At 67.6% G+C, this 25983-nt stretch carries 23 protein-coding genes; 14 read left to right on the top strand and 9 right to left on the bottom strand.

Features of this window, described 5'->3' with window-relative positions; genetic code table 11:
• Positions 1–3 precede the first annotated feature (3 nt).
• From IWX75_RS13895 to secG, 10 genes are all read left to right on the top strand, one after another.
• Entirely contained in the window at positions 4–738 is a 735-nt protein-coding gene (locus tag IWX75_RS13895) for an HAD hydrolase-like protein (protein ID WP_196822838.1), read from the top strand.
• A gap of 3 nt (positions 739–741) precedes the next feature.
• Positions 742–2793, top strand: coding sequence for an excinuclease ABC subunit UvrC (gene uvrC / locus IWX75_RS13890; RefSeq protein WP_196822837.1), 2052 nt, complete (start codon positions 742–744; stop codon positions 2791–2793).
• Positions 2794–2881: 88 nt separating this feature from the next.
• Entirely contained in the window at positions 2882–3781 is a 900-nt protein-coding gene (gene rapZ, locus IWX75_RS13885; protein ID WP_196822836.1) for an RNase adapter RapZ, read from the top strand.
• A complete protein-coding gene (locus IWX75_RS13880) occupies positions 3781–4812 on the top strand; it encodes a gluconeogenesis factor YvcK family protein (protein ID WP_196822835.1) in 1032 nt (343 codons plus the stop codon). The genes rapZ and IWX75_RS13880 overlap by 1 nt, the downstream gene beginning before the upstream one ends.
• Positions 4813–4816: 4 nt before the next feature.
• Positions 4817–5797 carry a DNA-binding protein WhiA gene (gene whiA / locus IWX75_RS13875; protein WP_196822834.1) on the top strand — a complete coding sequence of 327 codons (981 nt, stop codon included), beginning with the start codon at positions 4817–4819 and terminating at the stop codon, positions 5795–5797.
• 55 nt (positions 5798–5852) lie between these two features.
• Complete coding sequence (locus IWX75_RS13870; RefSeq protein WP_196822833.1) at positions 5853–6482, top strand: superoxide dismutase; 630 nt, start codon at positions 5853–5855, stop codon at positions 6480–6482.
• Between the two features lie 117 nt (positions 6483–6599).
• Entirely contained in the window at positions 6600–7610 is a 1011-nt protein-coding gene (gap, locus tag IWX75_RS13865) for a type I glyceraldehyde-3-phosphate dehydrogenase (protein WP_196822832.1), read from the top strand.
• 11 nt (positions 7611–7621) lie between these two features.
• A complete protein-coding gene (locus IWX75_RS13860; protein WP_196822831.1) occupies positions 7622–8872 on the top strand; it encodes a phosphoglycerate kinase in 1251 nt (416 codons plus the stop codon).
• Between the two features lie 111 nt (positions 8873–8983).
• A complete protein-coding gene (tpiA, locus tag IWX75_RS13855; RefSeq protein ID WP_196822830.1) occupies positions 8984–9799 on the top strand; it encodes a triose-phosphate isomerase in 816 nt (271 codons plus the stop codon).
• A 48-nt stretch (positions 9800–9847) separates the two neighbouring features.
• The gene (secG, locus tag IWX75_RS13850) at positions 9848–10096 is read left to right on the top strand and encodes a preprotein translocase subunit SecG (protein WP_196822829.1); all 249 of its coding nucleotides are present in this window, start codon (positions 9848–9850) and stop codon (positions 10094–10096) included.
• 129 nt (positions 10097–10225) lie between these two features.
• Here the strand turns inward: secG and pgl are convergent, their stop codons facing one another.
• From pgl to tkt, 6 genes are all read right to left on the bottom strand, one after another.
• Entirely contained in the window at positions 10226–11041 is an 816-nt protein-coding gene (pgl, locus tag IWX75_RS13845) for a 6-phosphogluconolactonase (protein ID WP_196822828.1), read from the bottom strand.
• A complete protein-coding gene (locus IWX75_RS13840; RefSeq protein WP_196822827.1) occupies positions 11031–11972 on the bottom strand; it encodes a glucose-6-phosphate dehydrogenase assembly protein OpcA in 942 nt (313 codons plus the stop codon). Before IWX75_RS13840 ends, pgl begins: the two co-directional genes overlap by 11 nt.
• Positions 11969–13513, bottom strand: a complete 1545-nt coding sequence (gene zwf / locus IWX75_RS13835; RefSeq protein WP_196822826.1) for a glucose-6-phosphate dehydrogenase — start codon at positions 13511–13513, stop codon at positions 11969–11971. The genes IWX75_RS13840 and zwf overlap by 4 nt, the downstream gene beginning before the upstream one ends.
• A gap of 2 nt (positions 13514–13515) precedes the next feature.
• Entirely contained in the window at positions 13516–15186 is a 1671-nt protein-coding gene (locus IWX75_RS13830) for a glucose-6-phosphate isomerase (protein ID WP_196822825.1), read from the bottom strand.
• A gap of 7 nt (positions 15187–15193) precedes the next feature.
• On the bottom strand, positions 15194–16306 hold the full coding sequence (tal, locus tag IWX75_RS13825) for a transaldolase (RefSeq protein WP_196822824.1): 1113 nt from the start codon (positions 16304–16306) through the stop codon (positions 15194–15196).
• Positions 16307–16371: 65 nt separating this feature from the next.
• Positions 16372–18558, bottom strand: coding sequence for a transketolase (gene tkt / locus IWX75_RS13820; protein WP_196822823.1), 2187 nt, complete (start codon positions 18556–18558; stop codon positions 16372–16374).
• A gap of 355 nt (positions 18559–18913) precedes the next feature.
• On the opposite strand from tkt, the gene IWX75_RS13815 reads away from it, so the two are divergent.
• Both IWX75_RS13815 and IWX75_RS13810 read left to right on the top strand, forming a co-directional pair.
• Positions 18914–19855, top strand: coding sequence for a heme o synthase (locus IWX75_RS13815; RefSeq protein ID WP_196822822.1), 942 nt, complete (start codon positions 18914–18916; stop codon positions 19853–19855).
• A 49-nt stretch (positions 19856–19904) separates the two neighbouring features.
• On the top strand, positions 19905–20801 hold the full coding sequence (locus tag IWX75_RS13810) for a dihydrodipicolinate synthase family protein (RefSeq protein ID WP_196822821.1): 897 nt from the start codon (positions 19905–19907) through the stop codon (positions 20799–20801).
• 52 nt (positions 20802–20853) lie between these two features.
• On the opposite strand, the gene IWX75_RS13805 is transcribed toward IWX75_RS13810, so the two are convergent.
• From IWX75_RS13805 to IWX75_RS13795, 3 genes are read right to left on the bottom strand one after another with little or no spacing between them, the layout of a single operon-like run.
• Positions 20854–21828, bottom strand: a complete 975-nt coding sequence (locus IWX75_RS13805; RefSeq protein WP_196822820.1) for a COX15/CtaA family protein — start codon at positions 21826–21828, stop codon at positions 20854–20856.
• Between the two features lie 4 nt (positions 21829–21832).
• A complete protein-coding gene (locus tag IWX75_RS13800) occupies positions 21833–22576 on the bottom strand; it encodes an ABC transporter permease (RefSeq protein ID WP_196822819.1) in 744 nt (247 codons plus the stop codon).
• Positions 22573–23523 carry an ABC transporter ATP-binding protein gene (locus tag IWX75_RS13795; RefSeq protein ID WP_442858986.1) on the bottom strand — a complete coding sequence of 317 codons (951 nt, stop codon included), beginning with the start codon at positions 23521–23523 and terminating at the stop codon, positions 22573–22575. Before IWX75_RS13795 ends, IWX75_RS13800 begins: the two co-directional genes overlap by 4 nt.
• Positions 23524–23674: 151 nt before the next feature.
• Between IWX75_RS13795 and IWX75_RS13790 the strand changes: the two genes are divergently transcribed.
• Positions 23675–24508: a helix-turn-helix transcriptional regulator gene (locus tag IWX75_RS13790; protein WP_196822818.1), complete on the top strand. Its 834-nt coding sequence runs from the start codon at positions 23675–23677 to the stop codon at positions 24506–24508.
• On the top strand, positions 24508–25983 hold the full coding sequence (sufB, locus tag IWX75_RS13785) for a Fe-S cluster assembly protein SufB (protein WP_334683832.1): 1476 nt from the start codon (positions 24508–24510) through the stop codon (positions 25981–25983). Before IWX75_RS13790 ends, sufB begins: the two co-directional genes overlap by 1 nt.

The raw sequence follows: 25983 nt of genomic DNA, 5'->3' as shown, positions 1-25983 counted from the left end.
GCGGTGACGAATTCGCGGAAGCTCGTCCTCTTCGACCTCGACGGAACGCTCGTCGATCCCGCCGGTGCCATCACGGGGGGCGTTTCCTCGGCGCTGCTGGCCCACGGCCTCGACGTGCCCACCGCCGAACGGCTGAGGGAGATGGTCGGTCCCTCCCTCGCCGTCTCCCTGGCCTCCATCGCGCAGGTACCGCCAGCGCTCGTCGGCCCGGTCATGGCGACGTACCGCGCCGGATACCTGGAGCACGGAATGGCCCAGAGCCGGCCCTACCCGGGCGTCGCGGAATGCGTGGAGGATTTGCGGGCACTGGGCTACCGGGTGGCGGTCGCAACGCAGAAGCCGGAGTGGCTCGCCGAGGAACTGCTCGGTGTGCAGGGCCTGCTGCCGCTGTTTCACTCGGTGCACGGTTCACCCCGGGACGAGACGACTACACTGCCCGACGGCAAGGCCTCGATCGTCGCAGCGGCCCTGCGCCGCCACGTCGGCGGATATGACGAGGCAGTGATGGTGGGGGACCGCAGGCACGACGTCGAAGGTGCCGCAGCGAACGGCCTGAACTGCATCGGGGTCACCTGGGGGTTCGCCGCACCGGGTGAGCTCGAGGCGGCGCAGGCCGTCGCCGTCGTCACCGATGCTGATGAACTGGGGGAGGCCCTCGCGACCGTGTGGTCCCGCCCGGTGGAGGCGTCCGCCCTCGGGCCGGGCAGAACCGGCTCACGCGGCCCGGCGAAGGCCTGAGCCGTGGCGGATCCAACGACGTACCGCCCGAAGACCGGCGAGATTCCACTCAACCCGGGCGTCTACCGCTTCCGGGACGAACACGGCAGGGTGGTCTATGTCGGGAAGGCGAAGAACCTCCGGTCCCGGCTGAACTCCTACTTCGCCAATCCTTCGGGACTGATGCCGCGCACCCGGGCGATGGTCTTCACCGCGGCCAGCGTGGAGTGGACGGTCGTGGGCAGCGAACTCGAAGCGCTCCAGCTCGAATACACCTGGATCAAGGAATTCAATCCCCGCTTCAACGTGATGTTCCGGGATGACAAGTCCTATCCCTACCTCGCGGTCACCATGGGGGAGAAATATCCCCGGGTCCAGGTGATGCGCGGCGACAAGAAGCGGGACACCCGGTATTTCGGTCCGTTCTACCCGGCCAAGGCCATCCGTGAAACCGTGGACACACTGCTGCGGGTGTTCCCGGTAAGGACGTGCAGCACCGGTGTCTTCCGGCGCGCAGAGAGCACCGGGCGGCCGTGCCTCCTCGGCTACATCGACAAGTGCTCCGCGCCGTGCGTGGGCCGAATCTCTCCCGAGGACCACAAGCAACTGGCCGGGGAGTTCTGCGACTTCATGTCCGGTGAGGCGAAGAGATTCGTCACCGACCTCGAGCGGAAGATGGCGGCGGCCGTCGCGGAACTCGACTACGAGTCGGCGGCGCGGATCCGCGACGACATCGCCGCCCTGAAGAAGGTCTTCGAGCGGAACACCGTGGTCCTCGCGGAGGACACCGATGCCGACATCTTCGCGATCAAGGAGGACGACCTCGAGGCCGCGGTGCAGGTCTTCCACGTCCGCGGCGGGCGTATCCGCGGCCAGCGCGGCTGGATCGTCGAGAAGGTGGAGGACATGGACGCCGCCGACCTCGTGGAGCACTTGCTGCAGCAGGTCTACGGCGACGCCAGCAGCAGCAACGAGCGCATCCCGCGCGAGGTACTCGTCCCCGTGATGCCCAGCAACGAGGAGCAGGTCCTCGAATGGCTCAAGGGCCTGAGGGGTGCCCGCGTGGAGGTGAGGGTGCCGGTGCGCGGCGACAAGGCGACCCTTCTGGGAACCGTGGAGCAGAACGCCGCGGACGCCCTGCGCCTGCACAAGAGCCGCCGCGCCGGAGACATCACCACGCGCTCCGCCGCCCTGCAGGAACTGCAGGAGGCGCTCGACCTGCCGCAGCCCCTGATGCGGATCGAGTGCTACGACATCTCGCACGTCCAGGGCACCAACGTGGTGGCATCCATGGTGGTCGTGGAGGACGGCCTGCCCCGGAAGTCCGAGTACCGCCGGTTCTCCATCACCGGTGACGCCGCCCGCGATGACACCGCGTCCATGTACGACGTCATTTCCCGCCGGTTCCGGAACTATCTTGCCGGCAAAGCGCCGGAGGCCACCGACACTCCGGCCACTGCAGGGGCCACAGCCGACGACGACGGGAGCGCCGACGTCGGAGACCTCCAGGGAGCGCTCGTGGACGCAGCTGTCGAGGTCCCGGTGGCCGACACCACGACGCCTGCTCCGCGGAGCAGGTTCGCCTATCCTCCGAATCTCGTGGTGGTGGACGGCGGGCCCCCGCAGGTCGCTGCAGCGGCGCGTGCCCTGGCGGACCTCGGGATCGACGACATCTTCGTGGTGGGACTCGCCAAGCGGCTCGAGGAGGTCTGGCTGCCGGAGAGCGACTTCCCCGTGATCCTCCCCCGCGCGTCGGAAGGCCTTTTTCTGCTGCAGCGGATCCGGGACGAGGCCCACCGCTTCGCGATCGCCTTCCACCGTCAGAAGCGCGGGAAGTCGATGACGGCCTCCGCCCTCGATGACATCGCCGGCCTGGGACCCGCGAAGCGGAAAGCGCTCCTGAAGCACTTCGGCTCGGTGAAGAAGCTGCGGACGGCATCGCTCGAGGAACTGCTCGAAGTCCCCGGCGTGGGGCCGGCCCTTGCCGAGACCGTCCGTCGCGGACTCGCCGTGCTGCCCGGGAACACCGCAGCGCCCTCAGTGAACATGGCCACGGGCGAGATTCTGGAATCTTAGCTAGGGTGGGAAGGAGGCCGGCCGCCGACGGGGGCAGGGCAGGACAGATTTCGCCGGGATGAACCCAAGAGCTGGAACGGATAAATAAATGACTGAGGCGACAAGCCTGACTCCGGTCAAACCTGCCGAATCCGAGCTGCTGGTGGTCACGGGCATGTCGGGTGCCGGCCGCAGTACCGCGGCGAACGCCCTTGAGGACCACGGCTGGTATGTGGTGGAGAACCTGCCGCCCCAGATGCTGGGAATGCTGACGGACCTGGTGGCCCGTATGCCGCAATCGATTCCCCGGCTCGCCGTAGTGATCGATGTCCGGAGCAAGGAACTGTTCAACGACATCAAGTCGGCACTGGAGGCGCTCCGCACGAGCGGCGTGACCTATCGGGTGCTGTTCCTCGACGCCGACGACGCCGTCCTGGTACGGCGCTTCGAACAGGGGCGCCGGCCGCACCCCCTGCAGGCGGACGGCCGGATCCTCGACGGCATCGCCGAGGAGCGGGAGGTGCTGAACGAGCTCAAGCACGCCTCCGACATCGTGGTCGACACCACGGACCTGAACGTCCACGCACTCGCCACTGCCGTCACGGAACTCTTCTCGGAGTCCGGGCCGATCGTACTCCGCCTCAACGTGATGAGCTTCGGTTTCAAGTACGGACTGCCCGTCGACTCGAACTTCGTGGCCGACGTCCGTTTCATTCCCAACCCGCACTGGGTGCCGCAGCTGCGCCCGCAGACCGGGCTCGACGAGCCGGTGCGCGACTACGTCCTGGCAGCGGCGGGAGCGGGCGATTTCATTGACCGCTACGTGCACGCCCTGATCCCTGTCCTCGACGGCTACCGGCGCGAGAACAAGCACTACGCCACCATCGCCGTCGGCTGCACGGGGGGCAAGCATCGGTCGGTCGCGGTGACGCAGGAGATCGCGCAACGGCTCGCCCAGCTGCCGGGCGTGCAGGTCGCCGCGCACCACCGCGACCTTGGGCGTGAGTGATGTCCCTGTTCTCCGGACCCCTTCCCCTCATCCCACCGGCGGCCCGCCGAAACGCTGACGGGCAGGACTCCGCGCCCTCCGTGGTCGCCCTGGGAGGCGGGCACGGGTTGTCGTCGTCGTTGTCGGCGCTCCGGCTGCTGACGCAGGAGCTGACGGCCGTCGTCACGGTGGCCGACGACGGCGGGTCCTCCGGCCGCCTGCGCCGCGAGCTCGGGGTACTGCCCCCCGGGGACCTCCGCATGGCGCTGGCCGCCCTCTGCGATGACACCGACTGGGGACGCACGTGGCGCGACGTCATGCAGCACCGTTTCAGCTCACGCGACGGCGTGGAGGGTTCACTCGACCAGCACGCCATGGGCAACCTGCTGATCGTCACCCTGTGGGAACTGCTGGGGGATCCGGTCGCGGGGCTGCAGTGGGCGGGTGCGCTCCTCGGTGCCCGGGGGAAGGTGCTTCCGATGGCCCGCGTGCCCCTCACCATCCAGGGCGATGTGCTGACCGAGGTGGACGGCACGCTCCGGCTCCGGACGATCGTGGGCCAGGCACAGCTCGCTCTGGCCGCCGAAGCCGGCAACGTGAGCCAGGTCCGGCTGCTTCCGGACGGCGCGCCGGCGTGTACCGATGCGCTGGAGGCGATCGAACTCGCCGACTGGGTGATCCTCGGCCCCGGCTCCTGGTACACCTCGGTCCTGCCGCACCTGCTCCTGCCCGAGCTGCGCGACGCGCTGTGCCGGACCAGCGCGAAACGCTGCCTCACCATGAACCTGACCAACGACACCAAGGAAACCCAGGGCATGAGCGCGGTGGATCACCTGGCTGTGATCCGGCGCTACGCACCGGAGTTCACCGTCGACGTCGTCCTGGCCGATCCGTCCGTCGTAGCAGACACCGCAGAGTTCGAGGCAGCGGTCGAGGGAATGGGAGGCCGTGCGGTCTTCGGTAGAGTGGGAGCCTCGACCGGCAAGCCTGTCCACGACCCGCTGCGCCTCGCAACCGCCTATAACGACATTTTTGGGGAGAATCAGGAGTGAATCCGTGGCCTTGACCGCCGATGTCAAAGAGGAGCTCTCGCACCTCGACGTCAAGAAGTCCTCGGTTCGCAAAGCCGAGGTCTCCGCCCTCCTGAGGTTCGCCGGTGGGCTTCACATCATCTCCGGCCGCATCGTGATCGAGGCCGAAGTGGACCTCGCCTCCACGGCGCGGCGCCTCCGGGCGGCCATCGCCGAGGTCTACGGCCACAGCAGCGACATCACGGTCGTCTCCGGCGGAGGACTGAGGCGGGGCAACCGCTATGTCGTCCGTGTCGTCCGCGACGGCGAGTCCCTCGCGCGGCAGACGGGCCTCCTCGACGCGCGGGGCCGCCCGGTGCGCGGCCTGCCCTCCGCCGTCGTCAACGGTTCGACGGCGGACGCCGAAGCGGTATGGCGCGGTGCTTTCCTCGCCCACGGTTCGCTGACGGAGCCGGGCCGTTCGTCGTCGCTCGAAGTGACCTGCCCGGGGCCGGAATCAGCCCTGGCGCTCGTCGGGGCCGCGCGCCGGCTCGACATCTCCGCCAAGGCACGGGAAGTGCGGGGAGTGGACCGGGTGGTGATCCGCGACGGCGACACCATCGCCGCCCTGCTGACCCGCATGGGAGCCCACGACGCCCTGATGGGGTGGGAGGAGCGTCGCATGCGCAAGGAAGTCCGGGCGACGGCGAACCGGCTCGCCAACTTCGACGACGCCAACCTCCGCCGCTCGGCCCAGGCCGCCGTGGCGGCAGGGGCACGCGTGGAGCGGGCCCTCGAGATCCTCGGGGAAACCGTTCCCGAGCACCTCCGCTATGCCGGTGAACTCCGCGTTGGGCACAAGCAGGCCAGCCTCGACGAACTGGGGAGGCTGGCAGATCCCGTCATGACCAAGGATGCCATCGCCGGCCGTATCCGCCGGCTCCTCGCCATGGCCGACAAGCGCGCCCAGAACCTCGGGATTCCGGGAACCGACGCAAATGTGACTCCCGACATGTTGGACGAGTGAATTCCTGCATAGGATGGAACGAGTCCGATGCACGGAACTACCCCTGGAGGAATACGTGAGCGAATACGTACTGCCCGATCTCGACTACGACTACGCGGCACTTCAGCCGCATATCTCAGCACGCATCATGGAGCTGCACCACAGCAAGCACCAGGCCACCTACGTCAAGGGCGCGAACGATGCGCTGGCACAGCTCGCCGAAGCCCGCGAGAAGGGGGAGTTCGGCACCATCCCGAAGCTCTCCAAGGACCTCGCCTTCCATGTGGGCGGCGTCCTCAACCACTCCATTTTCTGGAAGAACCTGTCACCCGAGGGAGGCGACAAGCCCACCGGTGAGCTGGCTGCAGCGCTCGACGACGCCTTCGGCTCCTTCGATGCCTTCCGCGCCCACTTCACCGCGGCGGCCACGAGCCTGCAGGGCTCCGGCTGGGCAGTTCTCGCCTACGAACCGCTCGGCAAGAACATCCTCATCGAGCAGCTGTACGACCAGCAGGGCAACGTTCCCGTCGGAACCGTGCCGCTGCTCATGCTCGACATGTGGGAGCACGCCTTCTACCTCGACTACGTCAACGTCAAGCCCGACTACGTCAAGGCCTTCTGGAACATCGTGAACTGGGCCGACGTACAGGCACGCTTCGAGAGGGCCCGCTCAGGCGCTTCCAGCCTCATCACTCCGGGCACCTGACAGCCGCACCGACGCACGGCGGAAGCCGGAAGGACCACCTTCCGGCTTTCGCCGGATCACAGCAGTTCCGCACGATGGCGTGCCCCGGCAGCACCACCAACAAGGAGATGGACACCAGTGACTACCCGTATTGGAATCAACGGATTCGGCCGCATCGGCCGCAACTACTTCCGGGCCGCTTTGGAGCAGGGCGCCGACCTCGAGATCGTCGCAGTCAACGACCTCACCAGCCCCGAGGCCCTCGCGCACCTCCTGAAGTACGACTCCGTCACCGGGCGCATCGGCGCCACGGTCGAGGTGCAGGACGGTGACCTCGTGGTCGGCGGCAAGCGCGTCAAGGTCCTCGCTGAGCGGGACCCCGCGAACCTGCCCTGGGCCGACCTCGGCGTGGACATCGTGGTCGAATCCACCGGTTTCTTCACGAAGGCAGCCGATGCGCAGAAGCACATCGATGCCGGTGCCAAGAAAGTGCTGATCTCGGCCCCCGCCTCCGATGAGGACTTCACCGTGGTTCTCGGCGTCAACGACGGCGACTACGACCCCGAGAACCACCACATCATCTCGAACGCGTCCTGCACGACCAACTGCCTCGGTCCACTCGCCAAGGTCCTGAACGATTCCTTTGGCATCGAACGCGGCCTCATGACCACGATCCATGCCTACACGGCCGACCAGAATCTCCAGGACGGCCCGCACAAGGATCTCCGCCGCGCCCGCGCAGCAGCCATCAACATGGTGCCCACCTCCACGGGCGCCGCCAAGGCGATCGGCCTCGTGCTTCCCGAACTGAAGGGCAAGCTCGACGGCTACGCGATCCGTGTACCGGTTCCGACCGGATCAGCAACCGACCTCACCGTCACCCTGGGCCGCGAGGTCACCGTGGACGAAGTGAATGCGGCCTACGAGGCAGCGGCAGCGGACGGCTCCCTCAAGGGTTACCTCTCCTACACGGAAGCGCCCATCGTCTCCTCCGACATCGTGACGGATCCGGCGTCGTGCATCTTCGATTCCGGCCTGACCAAGGTCATCGGCAATCAGGTCAAGGTGGTCGGCTGGTACGACAACGAGTGGGGCTACTCGAACCGCCTCGTCGACCTGACCGAAATCGTCGCCGCGAAGCTTTCCTGAGCGGCCGCGCGGTGAGCTACGCATCCCTGGCGGACCTCCTGGCGGAAGGCGTCCGCGGGCGCCGCATCCTTGTGCGCTCCGACCTCAACGTGCCCCTTGACGGAGCGGTCCCGCGCTTGAGGGTCACCGACGACGGCCGTGTCCGTGCCTCCCTCCCCGTGCTGCGCAAGCTGAGCGAGGCGGGAGCCGCCGTGATCGTCCTGGCGCACCTTGGCAGGCCGAAGGGTGCTCCCGAGGACAGGTATTCGCTGAAGCCGGCCGTGGATGCACTCGAAGGCCTTGCCGACTTTCCGGTGCGCCGCGCCTCCGACACCACGGGGGAATCCGCCAGGGCCGCTGCCGCGTCGCTGCGGCCCGGTGAAGTGCTCGTGCTGGAGAACGTGCGTTTCGATGCCCGCGAGACCAGCAAGGACGACGCCGAACGCGGAGCCTTCGCACGGGAACTCGCTGAACTAGCCGGTTCCGACGGCGCCTACGTGGACGACGCCTTCGGGGCCGTCCACCGCAAGCACGCAAGCGTCTTCGACATCGCCCAACTCCTTCCTTCCTACCAGGGCGACCTGGTGAAGGCGGAGGTCGAGGTGCTGCAGGAACTGACTCAGGATCCGAAGCGGCCGTTCGTCGTGGTGCTGGGCGGTTCGAAGGTCTCCGACAAGCTCGCGGTCATCGACAACCTCATCGGCAAGGCCGACCGCCTCCTCATCGGTGGTGGCATGGTCTTCACCTTCCTCGCCGCGCAGGGCCACAAGGTGGGCGCCAGCCTCCTCGAGGAGGACCAGCTCGACGTCGTCCGTGGATATCTGGCCCGCGCCGCGGAGGCGGGAAGCGAGTTCGTCCTGCCCACCGATATCGTGGTGGCGGAAAAATTCGCTGCCAACGCAGGCAGCAGCGTCGTCGCGGCCGATGCCATCGAGACCAGCCAGTACGGTGCCGGAGGTCTCGGCCTGGATATCGGACCCGCGACGGGCACCGACTTCGCCGAACACATCTCCGAGGCGAAGACGGTGTTCTGGAACGGACCCATGGGGGTATTCGAGTTCGACGCCTTCGCGGGAGGGACGCGGACCGTCGCGGAAGCCCTCGTGGCGGCCGGCAGGTCCGGAGCCCTGACCGTGGTGGGGGGCGGCGATTCCGCCGCGGCCGTGCGCGGGCTCGGCTTCGAGGACGGCCAGTTCGGCCACATCTCCACGGGCGGCGGAGCGAGCCTCGAGTACCTCGAGGGCAAGGAACTGCCGGGACTGACGGCACTCGAACGATCCTAGGGCTGCGCCGGTCCGCTCCCTGCGGAGCGGCCGGCGGCCCCAGCAGATACCTCAGCGGGATCCGCCCCGGCGGGTCCCGCAGGCATGACACCCACCCGAATGGAGCTGCAGATGACCACCTCGACCAACGGCAAGTTCGATCGCCGTCCGCTGATTGCCGGCAACTGGAAGATGAACCTGGACCATGTCCAGGGCATCACCTTCCTGCAGAAGCTCGCCTGGACGCTCGATGACGCCGGACATGACTACTCCCGCGTGGAAGTCTCGGTCTTCCCGCCCTTCACCGATCTCCGGGGGGTGCAGACCCTGGTCAAGGGGGACGACCTCGAGGTCGTCTTCGGCGGGCAGGACCTCTCACCGAAGGATTCGGGCGCCTACACCGGCGACATCTCGGGACAGTTCCTCAGCCGGCTCGGCTGCACCTACGTGCTGGTGGGACATTCCGAGCGGCGGACGATTCACTCGGAGTCCGACGAGGTACTGAACGAGAAGGTCCACGCGGCCTACCGCCACAACCTGGTTCCGGTCCTGTGCGTGGGCGAAGGGCTCGAGGTGCGCCAGGCCGGAGGCCACGTCGAACACACTCTGGAGCAACTCCGCAGGGGCGTCGCAGGGCTCGGGTCGGCGCAGGCCGCCGATCTGGTCGTGGCCTATGAGCCGGTCTGGGCGATCGGCACCGGCGAGGTGGCGGGTCCGGGCGATGCCCAGGAGATGTGTGCTGCCATCCGCGCGGAACTCAAGACCATCTTCGACACGGAGACGGCAGCCAAGGTACGCCTGCTCTACGGCGGATCGGTGAAGGCGGCAAGCGCCGCCTCGATCCTTCGGGAGCGGGACGTCGACGGCGTCCTCGTCGGCGGGGCAAGCCTCGATGTCGCCGAATTTGCTAGTATTGTCAGGTTCGAACAGCATCTGGTCACAGACTAGTTCGTGCGCACGCCGCTTCTCCGCGGTCACCAGCCTTGAAAGGGCACTGTGGAAATCCTTCGAATCATCCTGCTCGTCCTCCTGGGGGTCACCAGCCTGCTGCTGACCCTGCTGATCCTGCTTCACAAGGGGCGCGGCGGTGGAATGTCCGACATGTTCGGCGGCGGCATGACGTCCAGCATGGGTTCGTCCGGCGTGGCCGAGCGAAACCTCAACCGCTTCACCGTGGCCCTCGGCCTTGCCTGGGGCACGGTCATCGTGGCGCTCGGGCTCATCCAGCGCTTCGCCGACTCCTGAGGGACTGACGCGCGTTATCCGGAGCCGGGAACGACCGGCCGGGCATACCGAGGAAGCGACGACCGCAGTGGAGAATTGTCCACTGCGGTCGTCGCTTTTTCGGTACGGGACCCGACCCCGGGAGGGGTCCTACTGTCCTACTGCTTCGTCGGAGTCGTCCTCGCGCTCGATCAGCCGTCCCGGCAACTGCTCCGCGGCGTGCTGGTCGATCAGCCACAGCGTCTTCCGGAGACCGCGGGCCCCTGCGGCGGGAACCTGGACGGAACCCGCTCCGGCGAGGGCAAGGCCCACCGCCCCGGCTTTGTCCTTGCCGCTGACGGCGAGCCACACCTCACGCGCCGTGTTGATCGCCTCAAGGGTCAGCGAGGCCCGCAGGGGAGGAAACTTGGGCGCATTCGCGACGCCGACGACGGTCTGCCCCTTCGTCCGGATGCCCGCCATCTCGGGGAAGAGCGAAGCGATATGGGCGTCGGGCCCCACCCCGAGGAGCAGGACGTCGAAGCGGGGGAGACGGGGGTCGGGCGACAGGTCCCCGCCCTCGGCCGCCGCCGCCGCCTGAAGCTCCGCGGCATAGCCTGCAGCGGCCGCATCCTGGTCGGGGAACTCGTCCTTGGAGCCGAATTCATGGACCTTGACCGGGTCGACCTGAAGCCGATCCAGGAGTGCAGCCCGCGCCTGGACGGCGTTCCGCTCCTCATCCCCGGCCCGGAGGAAGCGTTCATCCCCCCACCAGAAGTGCACGTTGGCCCAGTCGACGGCCGCGCTGGCCGGCGACTCGGCGACGGCCTGGAGCGCCGCGGTGCCGATCGACCCACCGGTCAGCACCACCGTTGCGGTCCCGCGCTCGGTCTGCACATCGACCAGCCGGGTGATCAGGCGCGCGGCGACGGCGGCCGCGAGGGACGCCGGATCGGGGTGAATGCTTACTTTCGGATCAGCGCTCACTGGTTCGCACACTCCTCAGGTTGGTTCGGGCGAGGCCTTCGGTAATTACCTCTCCGAAGACCTCGTCGGGGTCAAGGCGCCTCAGTTCCTCGGCGAGGCATTCCTGCAGGCCACGGCGGGGAAGCGAGATCCGCTGGACCGGCTGGTTGGGCTGGTAGAGCTCTGCGACGTCACCGTGCGGACGGTGGAGTTCCACCTCGCCGCTGTTCCTCGTCAACCGCACGCGGCGCAGGCCCGTCCCCGCAGGGCCCGCTGCGATGGTGACGGGCACATTCAGGGACAGGGTCAACCATGCGGCGAGCAGCACCATACTGGGCGAATCGGAGGCGCCCTCCACCGTGACCGCGACCACCGGCGACGAATCGAGCTGATCCAGCACCGCGGCGAGCTGGATGCGCCAGTTGGTGAGCCGCGTCCAGGCGAGGTCGGTGTCGCCGGCCTCATAGGTTCTGCTGATATTGAACAGGGCCGCCGTGGGATCCGGTTCATTCGCGGAGTCGGTGATCCTCCGGTGCGCGATACTGCCGATCGAGGTACGTGCTGCCGCTTCCGGAACGCCATGTGGCCACCAGGCCACGATCGGTGCGTCCGGCAGCAGCAGCGCCGAGACGAGCGACTCGTTCTCGGTGGCGAGTTCACCGTGGCCGTGCAGCACGATGACCTCGGATGCCCCGGCGTCGCCACCGACGCGGATCTGGCCGTCGAGCCGGGTCTCGTCATCGGCGGAACCCTCGGCGAGCACGATGATGCGGCAGGGATGCTCCCTGCTTGCCTCGTTCGCGGCCCGGATGGCTTCCTCCTCATAGCCCGAGCGGGTGATGACCACCAGGGTCAGGACACGGCCGAGCGCGACGACGCCGCCGCGGTCCCGCAGGGTCATCAGCTCCTTCGACACCTTCGACGTGGTGGTGCCCGGAAGATCGACGATCATGGCCTTCTCCAGGTGCGTCCGTCGCGCGCGAGGAGGTCGTCGGCGGACGCCGGACCCCAACTGCCGGGAACGTAGGCTTCCGGCTGGCCGCCGAGCGATTCCCAGTACTTCTCGAATGGGTCAAGGATCCGCCAGGACAATTCGACCTCTTCCTGCCGTGGGAACAGTGGGGGTTCGCCCAGCAGGACGTCGAGGATGAGTCTTTCGTAGGCCTCGGGGCTGGATTCAGTGAAGGAGTGGCCGTAACCGAAGTCCATGGTGACGTCGCGGACCTCGGTCTGGGTGCCTGGAACCTTCGAGCCGAACCGGATGGTGACCCCCTCGTCGGGCTGCACCCGGATAACCACGGCGTTCTGCCCGAAGTCCTCCTCCGAGTGGTCCCGGAACAGGAGATTCGGTGCGCGTTTGAACACCACGGCAATTTCCGTCACGCGACGGCCCAGGCGCTTCCCGGCGCGGAGGTAGAACGGCACACCGCTCCACCGCCGGGTATGGATGTCCAGCCGGAGGGCGGCGAAGGTCTCCGTGGCGGAGTGCTCCGGAATGCCATCCTCCTCGAGGAAGCCCCGGACTTGCTCACCGCCCTGCCAACCGGCCGCGTACTGGCCGCGTGCGGAGTGCCCCGAGAGGTCCTCGGGCAGCGTCACCGCCGCAAGGACCTTCTCCTTCTCGTTGCGCAGGTCCTTCGCCGCGAAAGAGATCGGCTCCTCCATGGCAGTCAGGGCGAGCAGCTGCAGCAGGTGGTTCTGGATGACATCGCGGGCAGCGCCCACGCCGTCGTAGTATCCGGCCCTGCCACCGATTCCGATGTCCTCGGCCATGGTGATCTGGACGTGGTCGACGTAGTTGGCGTTCCACAGCGGCTCGAAGAGCTGGTTCGCGAAGCGCAGCGCGAGGATGTTCTGGACCGTTTCCTTGCCGAGGTAGTGGTCGATCCGAAAGACGGCATCGGGCGGGAACACCTGCTCGACGATCCGGTTGAGCTCCTGCGCCGATTCGAGATCATGACCGAACGGCTTCTCGATGACCACGCGCCGCCACTGGCCCTCCTCCGGTTGGGCGAGCCCGTGCTCGGAGAGCTTTTGGCACACCACCTCGAAGGCGTTCGGCGGAATGGAGAGGTAGAACGCGTGGTTGCCCCTGGTGCCGCGCGTCGCATCGAGTTCCCCGATGCATTCCTTCAGCCTGCCGAAGGCGTCGTCGTCGTCGAAGTTGCCCTGCACGAAACGCACGCCCGCGGCGAGCTGCTCCCAGACCGCCTCGTTGAACGGCGTCCGCGCGTACTGCGACACCGCGCTCTTCACTTCCTGGGCGAACTGATCGTCGCTCCAGTCGCGCCGGCCGAAACCCACCAGCGCAAAGCTCGGGGGAAGCAGCCCCCGGTTCGCGAGGTCGTAGATCGCCGGCATCAGCTTCTTGCGCGCCAGGTCGCCGGTGACTCCGAACAGGACGAGCGAGGAGGGACCCGCGATCCTGTTGAGCCGCCGGTCGCGCGGATCACGCAGGGGATTGGCCTGCTTCGCGGTGGAACCCAGCGGCATGACTACCTGTTCCCGGAGGTGTCGGGCCGGGTGACTCCGGCGTCCGCTTGGACCCCCGCGAGGCTGTCGATGACGCTGGAGAGCTGCACCAACCCCGCGGCTCGGTCTGCCAGATGCAGGCGGAGGACCGGCCGGCCGTGGTCGGCGAGGACCTGGGCGTCGCCTGCGGCCTGCGCTGCGATCAGCTGTCCGAATGTGAAGGGCAGGTCGGGAATTCCAAGGTCCGACGACGCCGCTCCGGTGATCTGCAGGTACACGCCCGATGCCGGTCCACCCTTGTGGAACTGCCCCGTCGAATGGAGGAAACGCGGTGCCCAGCCGAACGTGACGGGCCGGCCCGTGAGGGTGGCCAGCGGAGTCCGCACTTCCTCGAGGGACGCCTGCGCGTGCCGATCGAGGTAGGCCTGGACCGACAGGTAACCATCCGCACCGAGCTCGGTGAGCAGCGACTGCACGGCGTCACCGACTGTGCTCGAACCCCCCAGGAGGGATGCATCCCCGCGCACCTCGATGGCGCCGTCGACGAAGGCGGCCGGGGTGGGTTCGGGCTGCGCGTCGAGGAGGCCCCGGGCCGCGTTCTTCGCGGCCTCGACGTCGGGCTGGTCGAAGGGATTGATCCCGAGCAACCGGCCGGCGACGGCGACGGCGTACTCCCAGACGAAGAGCTGGCTGCCGAGTGTGCCGCTGACGACGGCACGCGTGCCGTCGACGACCTCATCGCCTGGGGCGGCATCGACCGCTGAGAGCAGCACGGGGACGACGTCGTCGGCCACCTCCGTGACCTCGGGTGCGTCGAGCGACGCCACCACAGGCAGCAGCCCCGTACCGAGCTTGCCGGTGGACTCGGCGATGAGCTGCTCAGCCCAGTCGCCGAAGCCCGGCAGTCCCGAGCCGGCGTCGGCGAAGACGATCTTGTCCCGCAGGGGAGTGGTACCGCCGAGGACGGCTCCGAGGCGCAGGCCGACGTTGTCGTCCCCGTCCTCCGACAGGAACTCCGAGATCTCCTCGGCGTCGTTGATCAGTTCCTCGATATCGGCACCGGCAAGGCCCGATGGCACCAGGCCGAAGGCTGTGAGCGCCGAATAGCGGCCGCCCACGTGCGGGTTCGCGTTGAACACCTGCCGGTATCCGGCAGCACGCGCGGACCCGTCGAGCGGCGAGCCCGGGTCGGTGACGATGATGATGCGCGACTTCGCATCGATTCCGGCGTCGGTGAAGGCCTTTTCGAAGATCCGCCGTTGGGAGTCCGTCTCCACGGTGGAGCCGGACTTCGACGATACGACGATCGCGGTCCTGTCGAGGCCCTCCTCCACGGCGGTGCGGACCTGGTCCGGGTCCGTGGAGTCGAGCACCACGAGATCCACGCCGTCGGCCCGGGTGATGACCTCCGGGGCAAGTGACGACCCTCCCATCCCACACAGGACGATGCGGTCCACCCCCTCGGACGCAAGGTCCTTCCGCAAGCCGAGGATGGCGGGGATCAATGACCGCGACTCGTCGAACAGGTCGATCCAGCCGAGGCGGACCGACGCCTCGGCTTCGGCGTCCGGACCCCACAGCGTGGAGTCCTTGGCCATGAGCCGTGATGCCACCCGGTCCTCGATGAGGGCGGGCAGGGCGGCATCGATGGCCTGCCGGGCTGCACCGGAGGCAACGAGAGCGAAGGATCCCATCGTCCGGTCAGCCCTTCGCGGAGTCGAGGGCGGTCTGGACGGTCTCGAGGAGCTCCGACCAGCTGGCTACGAACTTGTCGAGTCCCTCGGTTTCGAGCAGCTCCACGACCTCGGTGTAGGAGATGCCCAGCGCGTCGAGCCGGTTCAGGATGTCGGTGGACTCCTGGTAGGTGCCGGTGACGGTGTCGCCCTCGATGACGCCGTGGTCGGCTGTGGCCTCGAGCGTCTTTTCCGGCATGGTATTCACGACGTTGGCAGCAACGAGGCCCGTGACGTACAGGGTGTCGGGAAGGTTCGGATCCTTGACACCGGTCGACGCCCACAGCGGGCGCTGCGGGTGCGCGCCGGCCGCCGCGAGGACCTGCCAGCGTTCGGTTGCGAACTGCTCCTCGTAGACCTGGTAGGCCAGTCGCGCATTCGCGAGGCCGGCCTTGCCCTTGAGCGCGGTCGCTTCCTCGGTGCCCAGGGCATCGAGACGCGCGTCGATCTCGGCGTCGACGCGCGAGACGAAGAAGGAGGCCACGGACTGGATCTTCGAGAGGTCGTGGCCATTCTCCTTCGCCTGCTCCAGGCCGAGCAGGAAGGCGTTGATGACGGCGCGGTAGCGCTCGAGCGAGAAGATCAGGGTCACGTTGACGCTGATGCCCGCTGCGAGGGTAGCGGCGATGGCTTCGAGGCCCTCGACGGTTGCCGGGATCTTGATGAGCACATTGGTGCGCTGGACCTTCGCGTGGAGCCGTTTCGCTTCGGCGATGGTGCCTTCGGTGTCGCGGGAGAGCCTCGGGTCCACCTCGATGGAGACCCTACCGTCAGCACCGTCGCTCTTCTTCGCCTGCTCCGCGAAGATATCGCAGGCCTGGGCGACGTCGTGGGTGGTGATGTCGAAGACGGCCTGGTCGATGGACGCACCGGCTTCCGCGAGCGCGCCGACCTGCGTGGCATAGGACTCGCCCTTCTTCAGCGCAGCAGCGAAGATGCTGGGGTTGGTGGTCACGCCCACCACGTCGAGTTCCTCGATGAGCCGTTTGAAGGCGCCCGAGTTGATGCGTTCCCGCGACAGGTCGTCGAGCCAGATGGAGACGCCGGCTGCCGAGAGGTCCGCCGTTGGTGTCGAAGTCATGATGTTCTCCTTTGTTCCGCTTCCGCGGGAAAGACGTGCCGAAAGGGTTGAGTCGAAAGGGGGTGCTACTGCTGGTCGCCGGTCTCGGTGGACTGGGCGCCCGACCCCAGAGCAGGTGTGCCGTTCGGTGCGAGGTGAGCGGAGGAGGCGGCGCCGAGGGATTCCTTCGCTGCCGCGACGACTGCCTCTGCGGTGATCCCGAATTCGCGGAACAGCGTCTTGTAGTCGGCGGAGGCCCCGAAATGCTCGAGGGAGACGATCCGCCCGGCGTCGCCGACCAGTCCGTGCCAGCTCTGCGCCACTCCTGCCTCGACCGAGACCCGTGCCCGAACCGAGCGGGGCAGGACGCTTTCGCGGTAGTCCTGGTCCTGCGCGTTGAACCACTCGAGGCACGGCACCGACACCACGCGCGCCGAGATTCCGTCGGCCTCGAGGGCCTCGCGTGCCTGAACTGCGAGCTGGACCTCCGAGCCCGTGCCCAGCAGGATCACCTCGGGGGTTCCGCTCTTCGCCTCGGCCAGGACGTACGCGCCGCGGGCCACACCGTCGGCGGACCCGAAAGTATCGCCGGAGGCAGCGCCGGTGCCACGCTCGTAGGTGGGGATGTTCTGCCGGGTCAGCACGATGCCCGCCGGGTTCTCGGTGTTCTCGAGGATGGTGCGCCAGGCGACGGCCACCTCATTGGCGTCACCCGGGCGGACGACGTCGAGCCCCGGAATGGTCCGCAGCGATGACAGCTGCTCCACCGGCTGGTGGGTCGGCCCGTCCTCGCCGAGACCGATCGAGTCATGCGTCCAGACGTAGATGGCCGGGACTCCCATCAGTGCGCCGAGGCGCACGGCGGGTCGCTGGTAGTCACTGAAGATGAGGAACGTGCCGGAGAAGGCCCGCGTGCTGCTGTGCATCACGATGCCGTTGACGATCGCGGCAGCCGCATGCTCGCGGATGCCGAAGTGCAGCACCCTGCCGTAGGGGTTGCCCGACCAGGCGTCGGTCTGACGGCTTTCGGGGATGAAGGACGGCGAACCCTCGATCGTGGTGTTGTTCGACTCGGCGAGGTCGGCGGATCCTCCCCACAGCTCGGGAAGCACCGGACCGATGGCGGTCAGGACCTTGCCCGAAGCCGCACGGGTGGACATGTCCTTACCGGGCTCGAACACCGGAAGGCTCGCTTCCCAGCCGTCCGGCAGGGTGCGCGTTCGGATGCGCTCCAGCAGTGCGGTCTCCTCGGGGTGCGCCTCGCTCCAGGTCGTGAAGGCCGAGTTCCACTCATCATGTGCGGCCGCGCCGCGGTCGACGACGCCGCGGGCGTGGGCCAGCACCTCCGGGTCGACGTCGAAATGCTTTCCGGGGTCGAAGCCGAGCGTCTCCTTGAGCGCCGCGACCTCGTCCTTGCCGAGGGCGGAGCCATGGATCTTGCCGGTGTTCTGCTTGGTGGGCGAGGGCCAGCCGATGATGGTCCGGAGGGAGACGATGGAGGGTTTCGACGTCTCGTTCTTCGCTGCGACCAGCGCGCCGTACAGCTCCGCGATGTCCTCGACATATTCGCCGGTCCGCGTCCAGTCCACGCGCTGCACGTGCCAGCCATAGGCTTCGTACCGCTTGAGGACGTCCTCGCTGAAGGAGACGTCGGTGTCATCCTCGATGGAGATGTGGTTCTCGTCGTACAGGACCACGAGGTTGCCGAGTTCCTGGTGGCCGGCAAGCGAGGACGCTTCGGCGGTGACGCCCTCCTGGAGGTCGCCGTCGGAGGCGATGACCCAGATGGTGTGATCGAACGGGCTGGTGCCCTCCGGGGCCTCTGCGTCGAACATGCCGCGCTGGCGGCGCTGGCCATAGGCGAACCCGACCGACGTCGCCAGGCCCTGGCCCAGGGGACCGGTGGTGATCTCCACGCCCTTGGTGTGACGGTATTCGGGGTGCCCCGGCGTCAGCGAGCCCCAGGTACGCAGTGCCTGCAGGTCGGGGAGCTCGAGACCGTAGCCGGACAGGTACAGCTGGATGTAAAGGGTGAGCGACGTGTGTCCGGGGGAGAGGACGAAGCGGTCGCGACCCGTCCACTCGGGATCCGACGGGTCATGCCGCATCAGCTTCTGGAACAGGAGATACGCGGCGGGGGCGAGGCTCATCGCCGTTCCGGGGTGCCCGTTCCCCACCTTCTCCACTGCATCTGCCGCAAGGACGCGCACCGTGTCCACCGCGCGGTCGTCCAGTTTCGTCCAGTTCAGTTCCTGCTCTTGCGTCTGTGGCACGTTTCCGGGCCCCTCTCTGTCCGGAACGGCCAGCGCCTCGGGCGCCGAATGCTCTGGCCCGGGGCGCCGAGAAGCACCCTGGCCAGCTGGCCGTTCGCCGTCGAATTCTGCATGCTACAAGCACATCCCGGCATCCGGTACGGCGATGCCAAGCGGGCTTTGCGATCCACCCTATCCTTTCCGCAATCCAATGCGGCGCCCGGTCCGTAACATGTTGTTCATCACAACCGCTGCCCGTTTTCGGCGTTCGGGACGGCGGACTATTCCCACTAGCCCAGCCTCACCGATTTCTACAGGCTGTAAAAGGGTATGATGGGCATGTCTTTTACTCCGGAAGAAACGAAAGTGTTGCCTCGTGAAGACCCAGCAGGTTCCTGCACCGGCACGTCCTCAGCAGGCCCGCCCGGGCTTCGGACGCAAAGCCAGGGCTTATCTCGCGCTGACCAAGCCGCGCGTGATCGAGCTCCTGCTGGTGACCACGCTTCCCACCATGATCTTCGCCCAGGGCGGGTTCCCGCCGCTCGGACTGATCCTCGCGACGCTGGTGGGCGGGGCCTTCGCCGCCGGTAGCGCAGGCGCCTTCAACTGCTACATCGACCGCGACATCGACAAAATCATGCAACGCACGGAGAACCGCCCGTTGGTCACCGGCGAAGTGACTCCCCGTGAAGCGCTGGTCTTCTCCTGGGCACTGGGCGTCCTGGCGATCGCCATCCTCTGGTTCGGCGCCAATCCCCTCGCTGGTGCCCTGGGCGTCGCCGCCATCTTCCTGTACGTGGTCGTCTACACGCTGGTGCTCAAGCGGCGCACCGCCCAGAACATCGTCTGGGGAGGTGCCGCCGGCTGCATGCCGGTCCTGATCGCCTGGGCCGCCGTCACCAATGCCGTCGAGTGGCCGGCCGTGGTGCTGTTCCTCATCATCTTCCTGTGGACGCCGCCGCACTACTGGCCGCTGTCCATGAAATACAGCGACGACTACAGGGCCGCCAACGTTCCCATGCTCGGGGCCATCGCCGGAGCACGTACCGTCTCGGTCCAGGTGGTCCTCTATGCCTGGGCCATGGTGGCGTGCTCCCTCCTTCTGCTTCCTGCGGGTGCCGGCTGGGTCTACTCCTGTGCCGCCGTCGGAGCCGGTGCCTGGTTCCTCCGTGAATCCCACCGCCTGTACTCGCAGGCGCAGCGTGGCGAGCTGAGCACCAAGGCCGCCATGAAGGTCTTCCACGGCTCGATCAGCTATCTGACCGTCCTCTTCCTCGCGCTTGCCGTCGACCCTTTCGTGGGCGGACCCGTCCTCTAGTCCAGGGCTGCCCCGCTTCCTGGTGCGCCGCGGGGCCTAGCATGGGCCTATGGACTTCACCGGCCTCATCGCCTATCCGATCACCCCGTTCACTCCCGACGGCGAAATCAACTACCCGGAACTCGGCGGGATGGTCGCAGGACTCGTACGCGCCGGCGTCGACGCCGTCGCTGTCCTCGGTTCATCGGGAAGCTTCGCCTACCTCAGCACCGCTGAGCGCACCCGTGTCGCAAGGACCGCCATCGAGGCAGCCGAGGGCGCCGTGCCCGTGGTGGTGGGTATCAGCTCGGTGGGGACGCGGGAAGTTCTCGACGCCGCCGTCGACGCCGCGCAGGCCGGCGCGGCAGGCCTGGTGCTGTCCCCGGTGTCCTATGTTCCCCTCACCAATGAGGAGGTCCTTGCGCAGACACGGGCGGTCAGCGCCGAGACCGGCCTGCCGATCTGCCTGTACAACAACCCGGGCACCACGCAGTTCGACTACGGGCTCGACCTCGTGGCGGAGCTCCTCGACCTGCAGAACGTGGTGGCATTCAAGGACACCGCCCCCGACGCCGAAACCTTCGAGGCGCGCTACGCGAGGCTTCGCTCCCTGACGTCCCGGCCGGTGAGCCACGGGTTGAGCGGGGACCTCCTGATGGTCTCCGGCTCGATTGCCGCGGACGCCTGGCACACCGGCCCCGGCGCGTTGCTGCCGATGTACTACTCGATGCTGCGGAACGCCATCGTGGCCGGGGAAGCCGAACAGGCCCAAGTCTGCCGGAAGGTGCTGCTGCCGCTCATCCAGCACGTGGTCGACCTGCGCAAGATCAGCGGCCTCCACCTGCTGGCCAAGGTATGCGGCATCAACGCGGGCGACCCGAGGCGTCCGCTGCTTCCCGCGCCGGGAAGCGAACAGCGCGAGTTGGGCAGGCTGCTCGACGTCGTCGAGGCAACGCTGGGGACGTAAACCCGGGGACGCGGGGGCTGAGGCTCAGACTTACGTCCCCAGCGGTGCCCGATCAGCGGCGCTGCTGCGCCGGTTCCCGGGTCCGTCGCGCCGTCCCCGGCTCGGGCTGGCGCGTGACGCCCACGTAGACGGCATGCGCGGCGGCGGCGGTGAGCAACGAGGCGCCCAGCATGTGCAGCGCGACGAGGGCCACCGGCAGGTTCAGGAAGTGCTGTGCATAGCCGATGGCTCCCTGTGCCAGCACCACTACCGCGAGCAGGAGGAGCGCCCGGCGGAGTCGCGGCGCCACGGCCCACCGCAGGGCAAGGACGACGACGACGACGACGGCGAGCACCAGCAGGTACACGGGGGCGGCGTGCAGCTTCGTCATGAGTTCGGGGTCCAGGTTGTTGCGTGCCGCGCCGTGGTCGCCCGCATGGGGACCCGAGCCGGTGACGATGACACCCAGCACCACGGTGATACCGGTGAGGATGGCGATCGCCCGGAGCAGGTGCTGCATCGACCGCGGCGCCGCCTGCGGTAGCCGCACCGCGCTGTCCGCAGTGGTCAGCCGGGAGCGGTTGACCAGCACGGTGGCCAGGACGACGAGTGCCATCGACACCAGGAAGTGCCAGCCGACGATCCACGGATTGAGCCCCGTCCAGACGGTGATGCCCCCGATGACGGCCTGCACGGGAATGCCGGCGAACAGCGCCACCGCAAGGCGGAACAGGTCCCGGCGCTCCTTCCGCAGGTTCCAGAGCGACACGAGCATGGCGACGGCGATCAGCACCAGGACGAAGGTCAGCAGCCGGTTGCCGAACTCGATGACTCCATGGATGCCCATCTCGGGGGTGCTGACGATCGAGTCGGGTGTGCAGCGCGGCCATTCGGGGCAGCCGAGGCCGGACGCCGTCAGGCGCACCGCGCCGCCCGTCACGACGATGACGATCTGCGACGCGAGCGAGGCGATGGCGAGCCGGCGGACCAGGGGTGTGGTCGAACGGGGAAGCCTCGACGAAAGGGACCGGAAAGCGGGGGATGTCATGTAGCTAGCTCCATTTGAACCATCGGACTGCGGCCAGGCTCGCCGCGGCGGCCCAGGCGAGGAGGAGAACGCAGGACAGCAGGTTGAACTGTCCCTCGACCAGGGCGCTGCGGAGCCCGTCGCCGAGTGCGGCGGACGGCAGCAGGCCGACGATCGGCGCGGCGACCGCGGGAAGCTGGGCCGCCGGAAGGATGATCCCGCCCGCGGCGGCGAGCAGGATCCAGACCAGGTTGGTGACGGCGAGGGTCGCCTCGGGACGCAGCGTGCCGGCCACGAGGAGCCCCAGAGCAGTGAACGCCGCTGACCCGAGGGCCAGCAGCAGGGCGGCCGGCACCAGGCCGGCGACGTCGGGCCGCCATCCCATCAGCAGCGCCGCGCCGCCGATGACCACCAGCTGGACGGCCAGCACCACGACGACGGCGCACGCCTTCCCGAAAATCAGCCCTGATTTGCCGAGGGGAGTCGTGGATAGGAACCGCAGTACGCCGTAGCGGCGGTCGAAGCCGGTGGCGATTCCCTGTCCTGTGAAGGCCGTGGACATGGTGCAGAGTGCCAGCACCCCGGGCGCGGCGATGTCGATGCGGCTGGCGGCGTAGCCGTCGAGCAACGGTGTGAGGACCAGCCCGGCGAGGGCGAGCAGCGGGAGCACGATGGCGAGCACCAGTTGCTCGCCGTTGCGCAGCATCGCTGCCGCTTCGTAGCCACCGTGACGGAGGACCCGGGATACCAGGGGGGTGGCGGTGCTCATCGGATGCTCCTGCCCGAGATATCGAGGAAGACCTCTTCGAGTGAGCGCGGCGCCATGGAGATGGTGGTGGGCATGACGCCGCTGGCCGACCACCACCGCGCCAGCTGCGAGATGTCCTCGGGGACAATGTGCCCGCTGAGGACATACCGGCCCGGCTCCGGTTCGGCGCAGGAGAGATGCGCCAGCCGCTCCGGAGGCAGGCTGAGGCCAGGTACTGTCTCGAACCGGAGTTCGCGCAGGTCGTCGGCGCCCTCGACGGCCGTCAGCTCAGCGACGGTGCCCTCCGCAACGGTTCTTCCGGCTTCGATGATGTAGACGTAGTCGGCGAGTTTCTGCGCGTCGTCGAGCAGGTGGGTGGTGAGGATGATCGCCAGGCCCGCGGCCCGGAGTTCCTGAATGAGCTCGAAGACGATGGTGCGGGACTGCGGATCCAGCCCGGCGCTCGGCTCGTCGAGGAACAGGACCTCGGGCTGGCCGACCAGGGCGCAGGCGAGGGCGAGCCGCTGCTTCTGCCCTCCGGAGAGTCCACGGATGCTTGCCGCGCCGAAGTCGGCGATACCGAGGCGTTCGGCGAGCGCATTGATCTCGAGTGGCGCTGAATACAGGGACGCCACATGCTTCAACAGGGCCATCGGCTTGACCGACGGCGGCAGCCCGCCCTCCTGGAGCATGACCCCGACGCGCGCCCGGAGATCGGGGCGTGCCCGGTACGGGTCCTCGCCGAGGAGCAGGACCTTCCCCGCGTCCGGGCGCTGCAGGCCCTGGGCACACTCGAGCGTCGTCGTCTTGCCTGCGCCGTTGGCGCCGAGGAGTGCCGTGACCTGACCCGGCTGCGCTGAAAGGCGGACGCCGTCGAGCACCCGGACCATCCGGCCGTCGAGGGAGGAAACCGGCCCGAAATCCTTGACGAGGCCTTCGATGGAGAGCGAGGCGGCGGAGTGTGGCACCCTCTGATTCTACGCCAGGTAGTAGGAGGCGGTCTGTCGTGGATGGATAGCCTCGCCTAAGTGGTGGCACCCGCGACAACAGGAATACATTAGGTCATGATTGTGTTGTGTATTCTATCGCCTGTTAACTGCCCGGAGGAGGTATTTGCCCATGACTGTGGCGCCGCACACCTCCGGACCCAGCACTGGCGAGGATAGCGTTTTCGGTTCCCGGCCCGGTACCCACGAGACAGCTGCCGAGCCGGACGAGCGCACCCGCGACCGCGTGCTCTCCGCCGTCCTCGAGCACGGCCCCGTGTCCGCCGCCGAACTCGGCGACACCCTCGGCTTCACGCCGGCCGCCATGCGCAGGCACCTCGACGCGCTCTTCCAGCACGGCCTGATCGAGGTCAAGCGTGCAAAATCCTCGGCCAGCGGGGCCGGACGCCCGGCGCGGCGCTACGTCCTCAGCCAGCGGGGGCAGAGCAAGCTCGGCAACGACTACCTCGATATTGCGAAAGCCGCACTCGCTCAGCTCGGCACCCTTGCGGGCCCCGACGCCGTCCGGGAGTTCGCGCGCAGCCGGTTCGCCGGAATGGAGGAACGGTACGCGCCGCTGGTCGAGGCCGCGGGTCCGTCCCTCGAAGACCGCGCCCTGGCCCTTGCCGGCGCCCTCAGTGCCGATGGTTTCGCCAGTTCCACCAAGACGGTCGGTGGCAGCGCCGGGCGGACCTCGATGCTGAGCGTGCAGTTGTGCCAGGGGCACTGCCCCATCCAGGAACTCGCCGCCGAGTTCCCCGCATTCTGCGACCAGGAGACCGAAGTGTTCTCTCGGTTGCTCGGCGTGGACGTGCGCCGACTCTCGACGCTCGCGCGCGGCGGGCACGTCTGCACCACCCACATACCGGTCGGCAGGGTTCGCCCCGCGGCGGTTTCCGCCGAAGCCGAGCCAGATTTTCCATCAGGACAAGCAACGTTATCCATCCATCAGCAAGGAAGGCCGTGATGACGGATCAAGTAGACCAGAAGCTTACGACGCCGGTAGCAGTACCGGAGTCAGTGATCTCCGACATTCTCGAGAAGAACCCGGAGCTCGAGGGCATCGGCACCTACCAGTACGGCTGGGCCGACAAGAACGACGTCAGCGCCAACGCGCGGCGTGGCCTGAGCGAGGAGGTCGTCCGCGACATCTCGGCGAAGAAGAACGAGCCGCAGTGGATGCTTGATCTCCGCCTCAAGGGCCTCAAGTACTTCGACCGCAAGCCGATGCCCTCCTGGGGCGCGGACCTGTCGGGTATCGACTTCGACAACATCAAGTACTTCGTACGCTCCACGGAGAAGCAGGCGAACACCTGGGAGGATCTTCCCGAGGACATCCGCAACACGTACGAGAAGCTCGGTATCCCCGAGGCGGAGCGTGCCCGGCTCGTCTCCGGTGTGGCGGCCCAGTACGAGTCGGAAGTGGTGTACCACCAGCTCCGCGAGGACCTCGAGCGCCAGGGTGTCCTGTTCCTCGACACCGATACGGCACTGCGTGAGCACCCGGAGATCTTCCAGGAGTACTTCGGCACCATCATCCCGGTCGGCGACAACAAGTTCGCGTCGCTGAACACCGCCGTGTGGTCGGGCGGCTCTTTCGTGTACGTACCCAAGGGCGTCCACGTCGAGATCCCGCTGCAGGCCTACTTCCGCATCAACACGGAGAACATGGGCCAGTTCGAGCGCACGCTGATCATCGCGGACGAGGACTCCTACGTCCACTACATCGAGGGCTGCACCGCGCCGATCTACACCTCGGACTCGCTGCACTCGGCCGTCGTCGAAATCGTGGTCAAGAAGGGCGCCCGTGTCCGCTACACCACCATCCAGAACTGGTCGAACAACGTGTACAACCTGGTGACGAAGCGTGCGATCGCACACGAGGGCGCCACCATGGAGTGGATCGACGGCAACATCGGCTCCAAGGTGACCATGAAGTACCCGGCCGTCTACCTGGTCGGCGAGCATGCGAAGGGCGAGACGCTGTCCATCGCCTTCGCCGGCGAAGGCCAGCACCAGGACACCGGTTCGAAGATGGTCCACATCGCGCCGAACACGAAGTCCTCCATCATCTCCAAGTCCGTAGCACGCGGCGGCGGCCGGGCCGCCTACCGCGGACTCGTCCAGGTCCGGGAGGGCGCGACCCACTCGGCCAACACGGTGCGCTGTGATGCGCTCCTCGTGGACACGATTTCCCGCTCGGACACCTACCCCTACGTCGACATCCGTGAGGATGACGTCACCATGGGCCATGAGGCCACGGTCTCGAGGGTGAGCGAGGAACAGCTCTTCTACCTCATGTCCCGTGGAATGCCGGAAGACGAGGCCATGGCCATGATCGTGCGCGGGTTCATCGAGCCCATCGCCCGCGAACTGCCCATGGAATACGCGCTCGAGCTCAACCGGCTGATCGAACTCCAGATGGAAGGGGCAGTAGGCTAG

It is taken from the genome of Arthrobacter sp. CAN_A6, assembly GCF_015751715.1.
Lineage (GTDB): Bacteria > Actinomycetota > Actinomycetes > Actinomycetales > Micrococcaceae > Arthrobacter_D.
The sequence above is the reverse complement of the archived record's forward strand: the minus strand, read 5'-3'. Positions and strand labels throughout refer to the sequence as shown.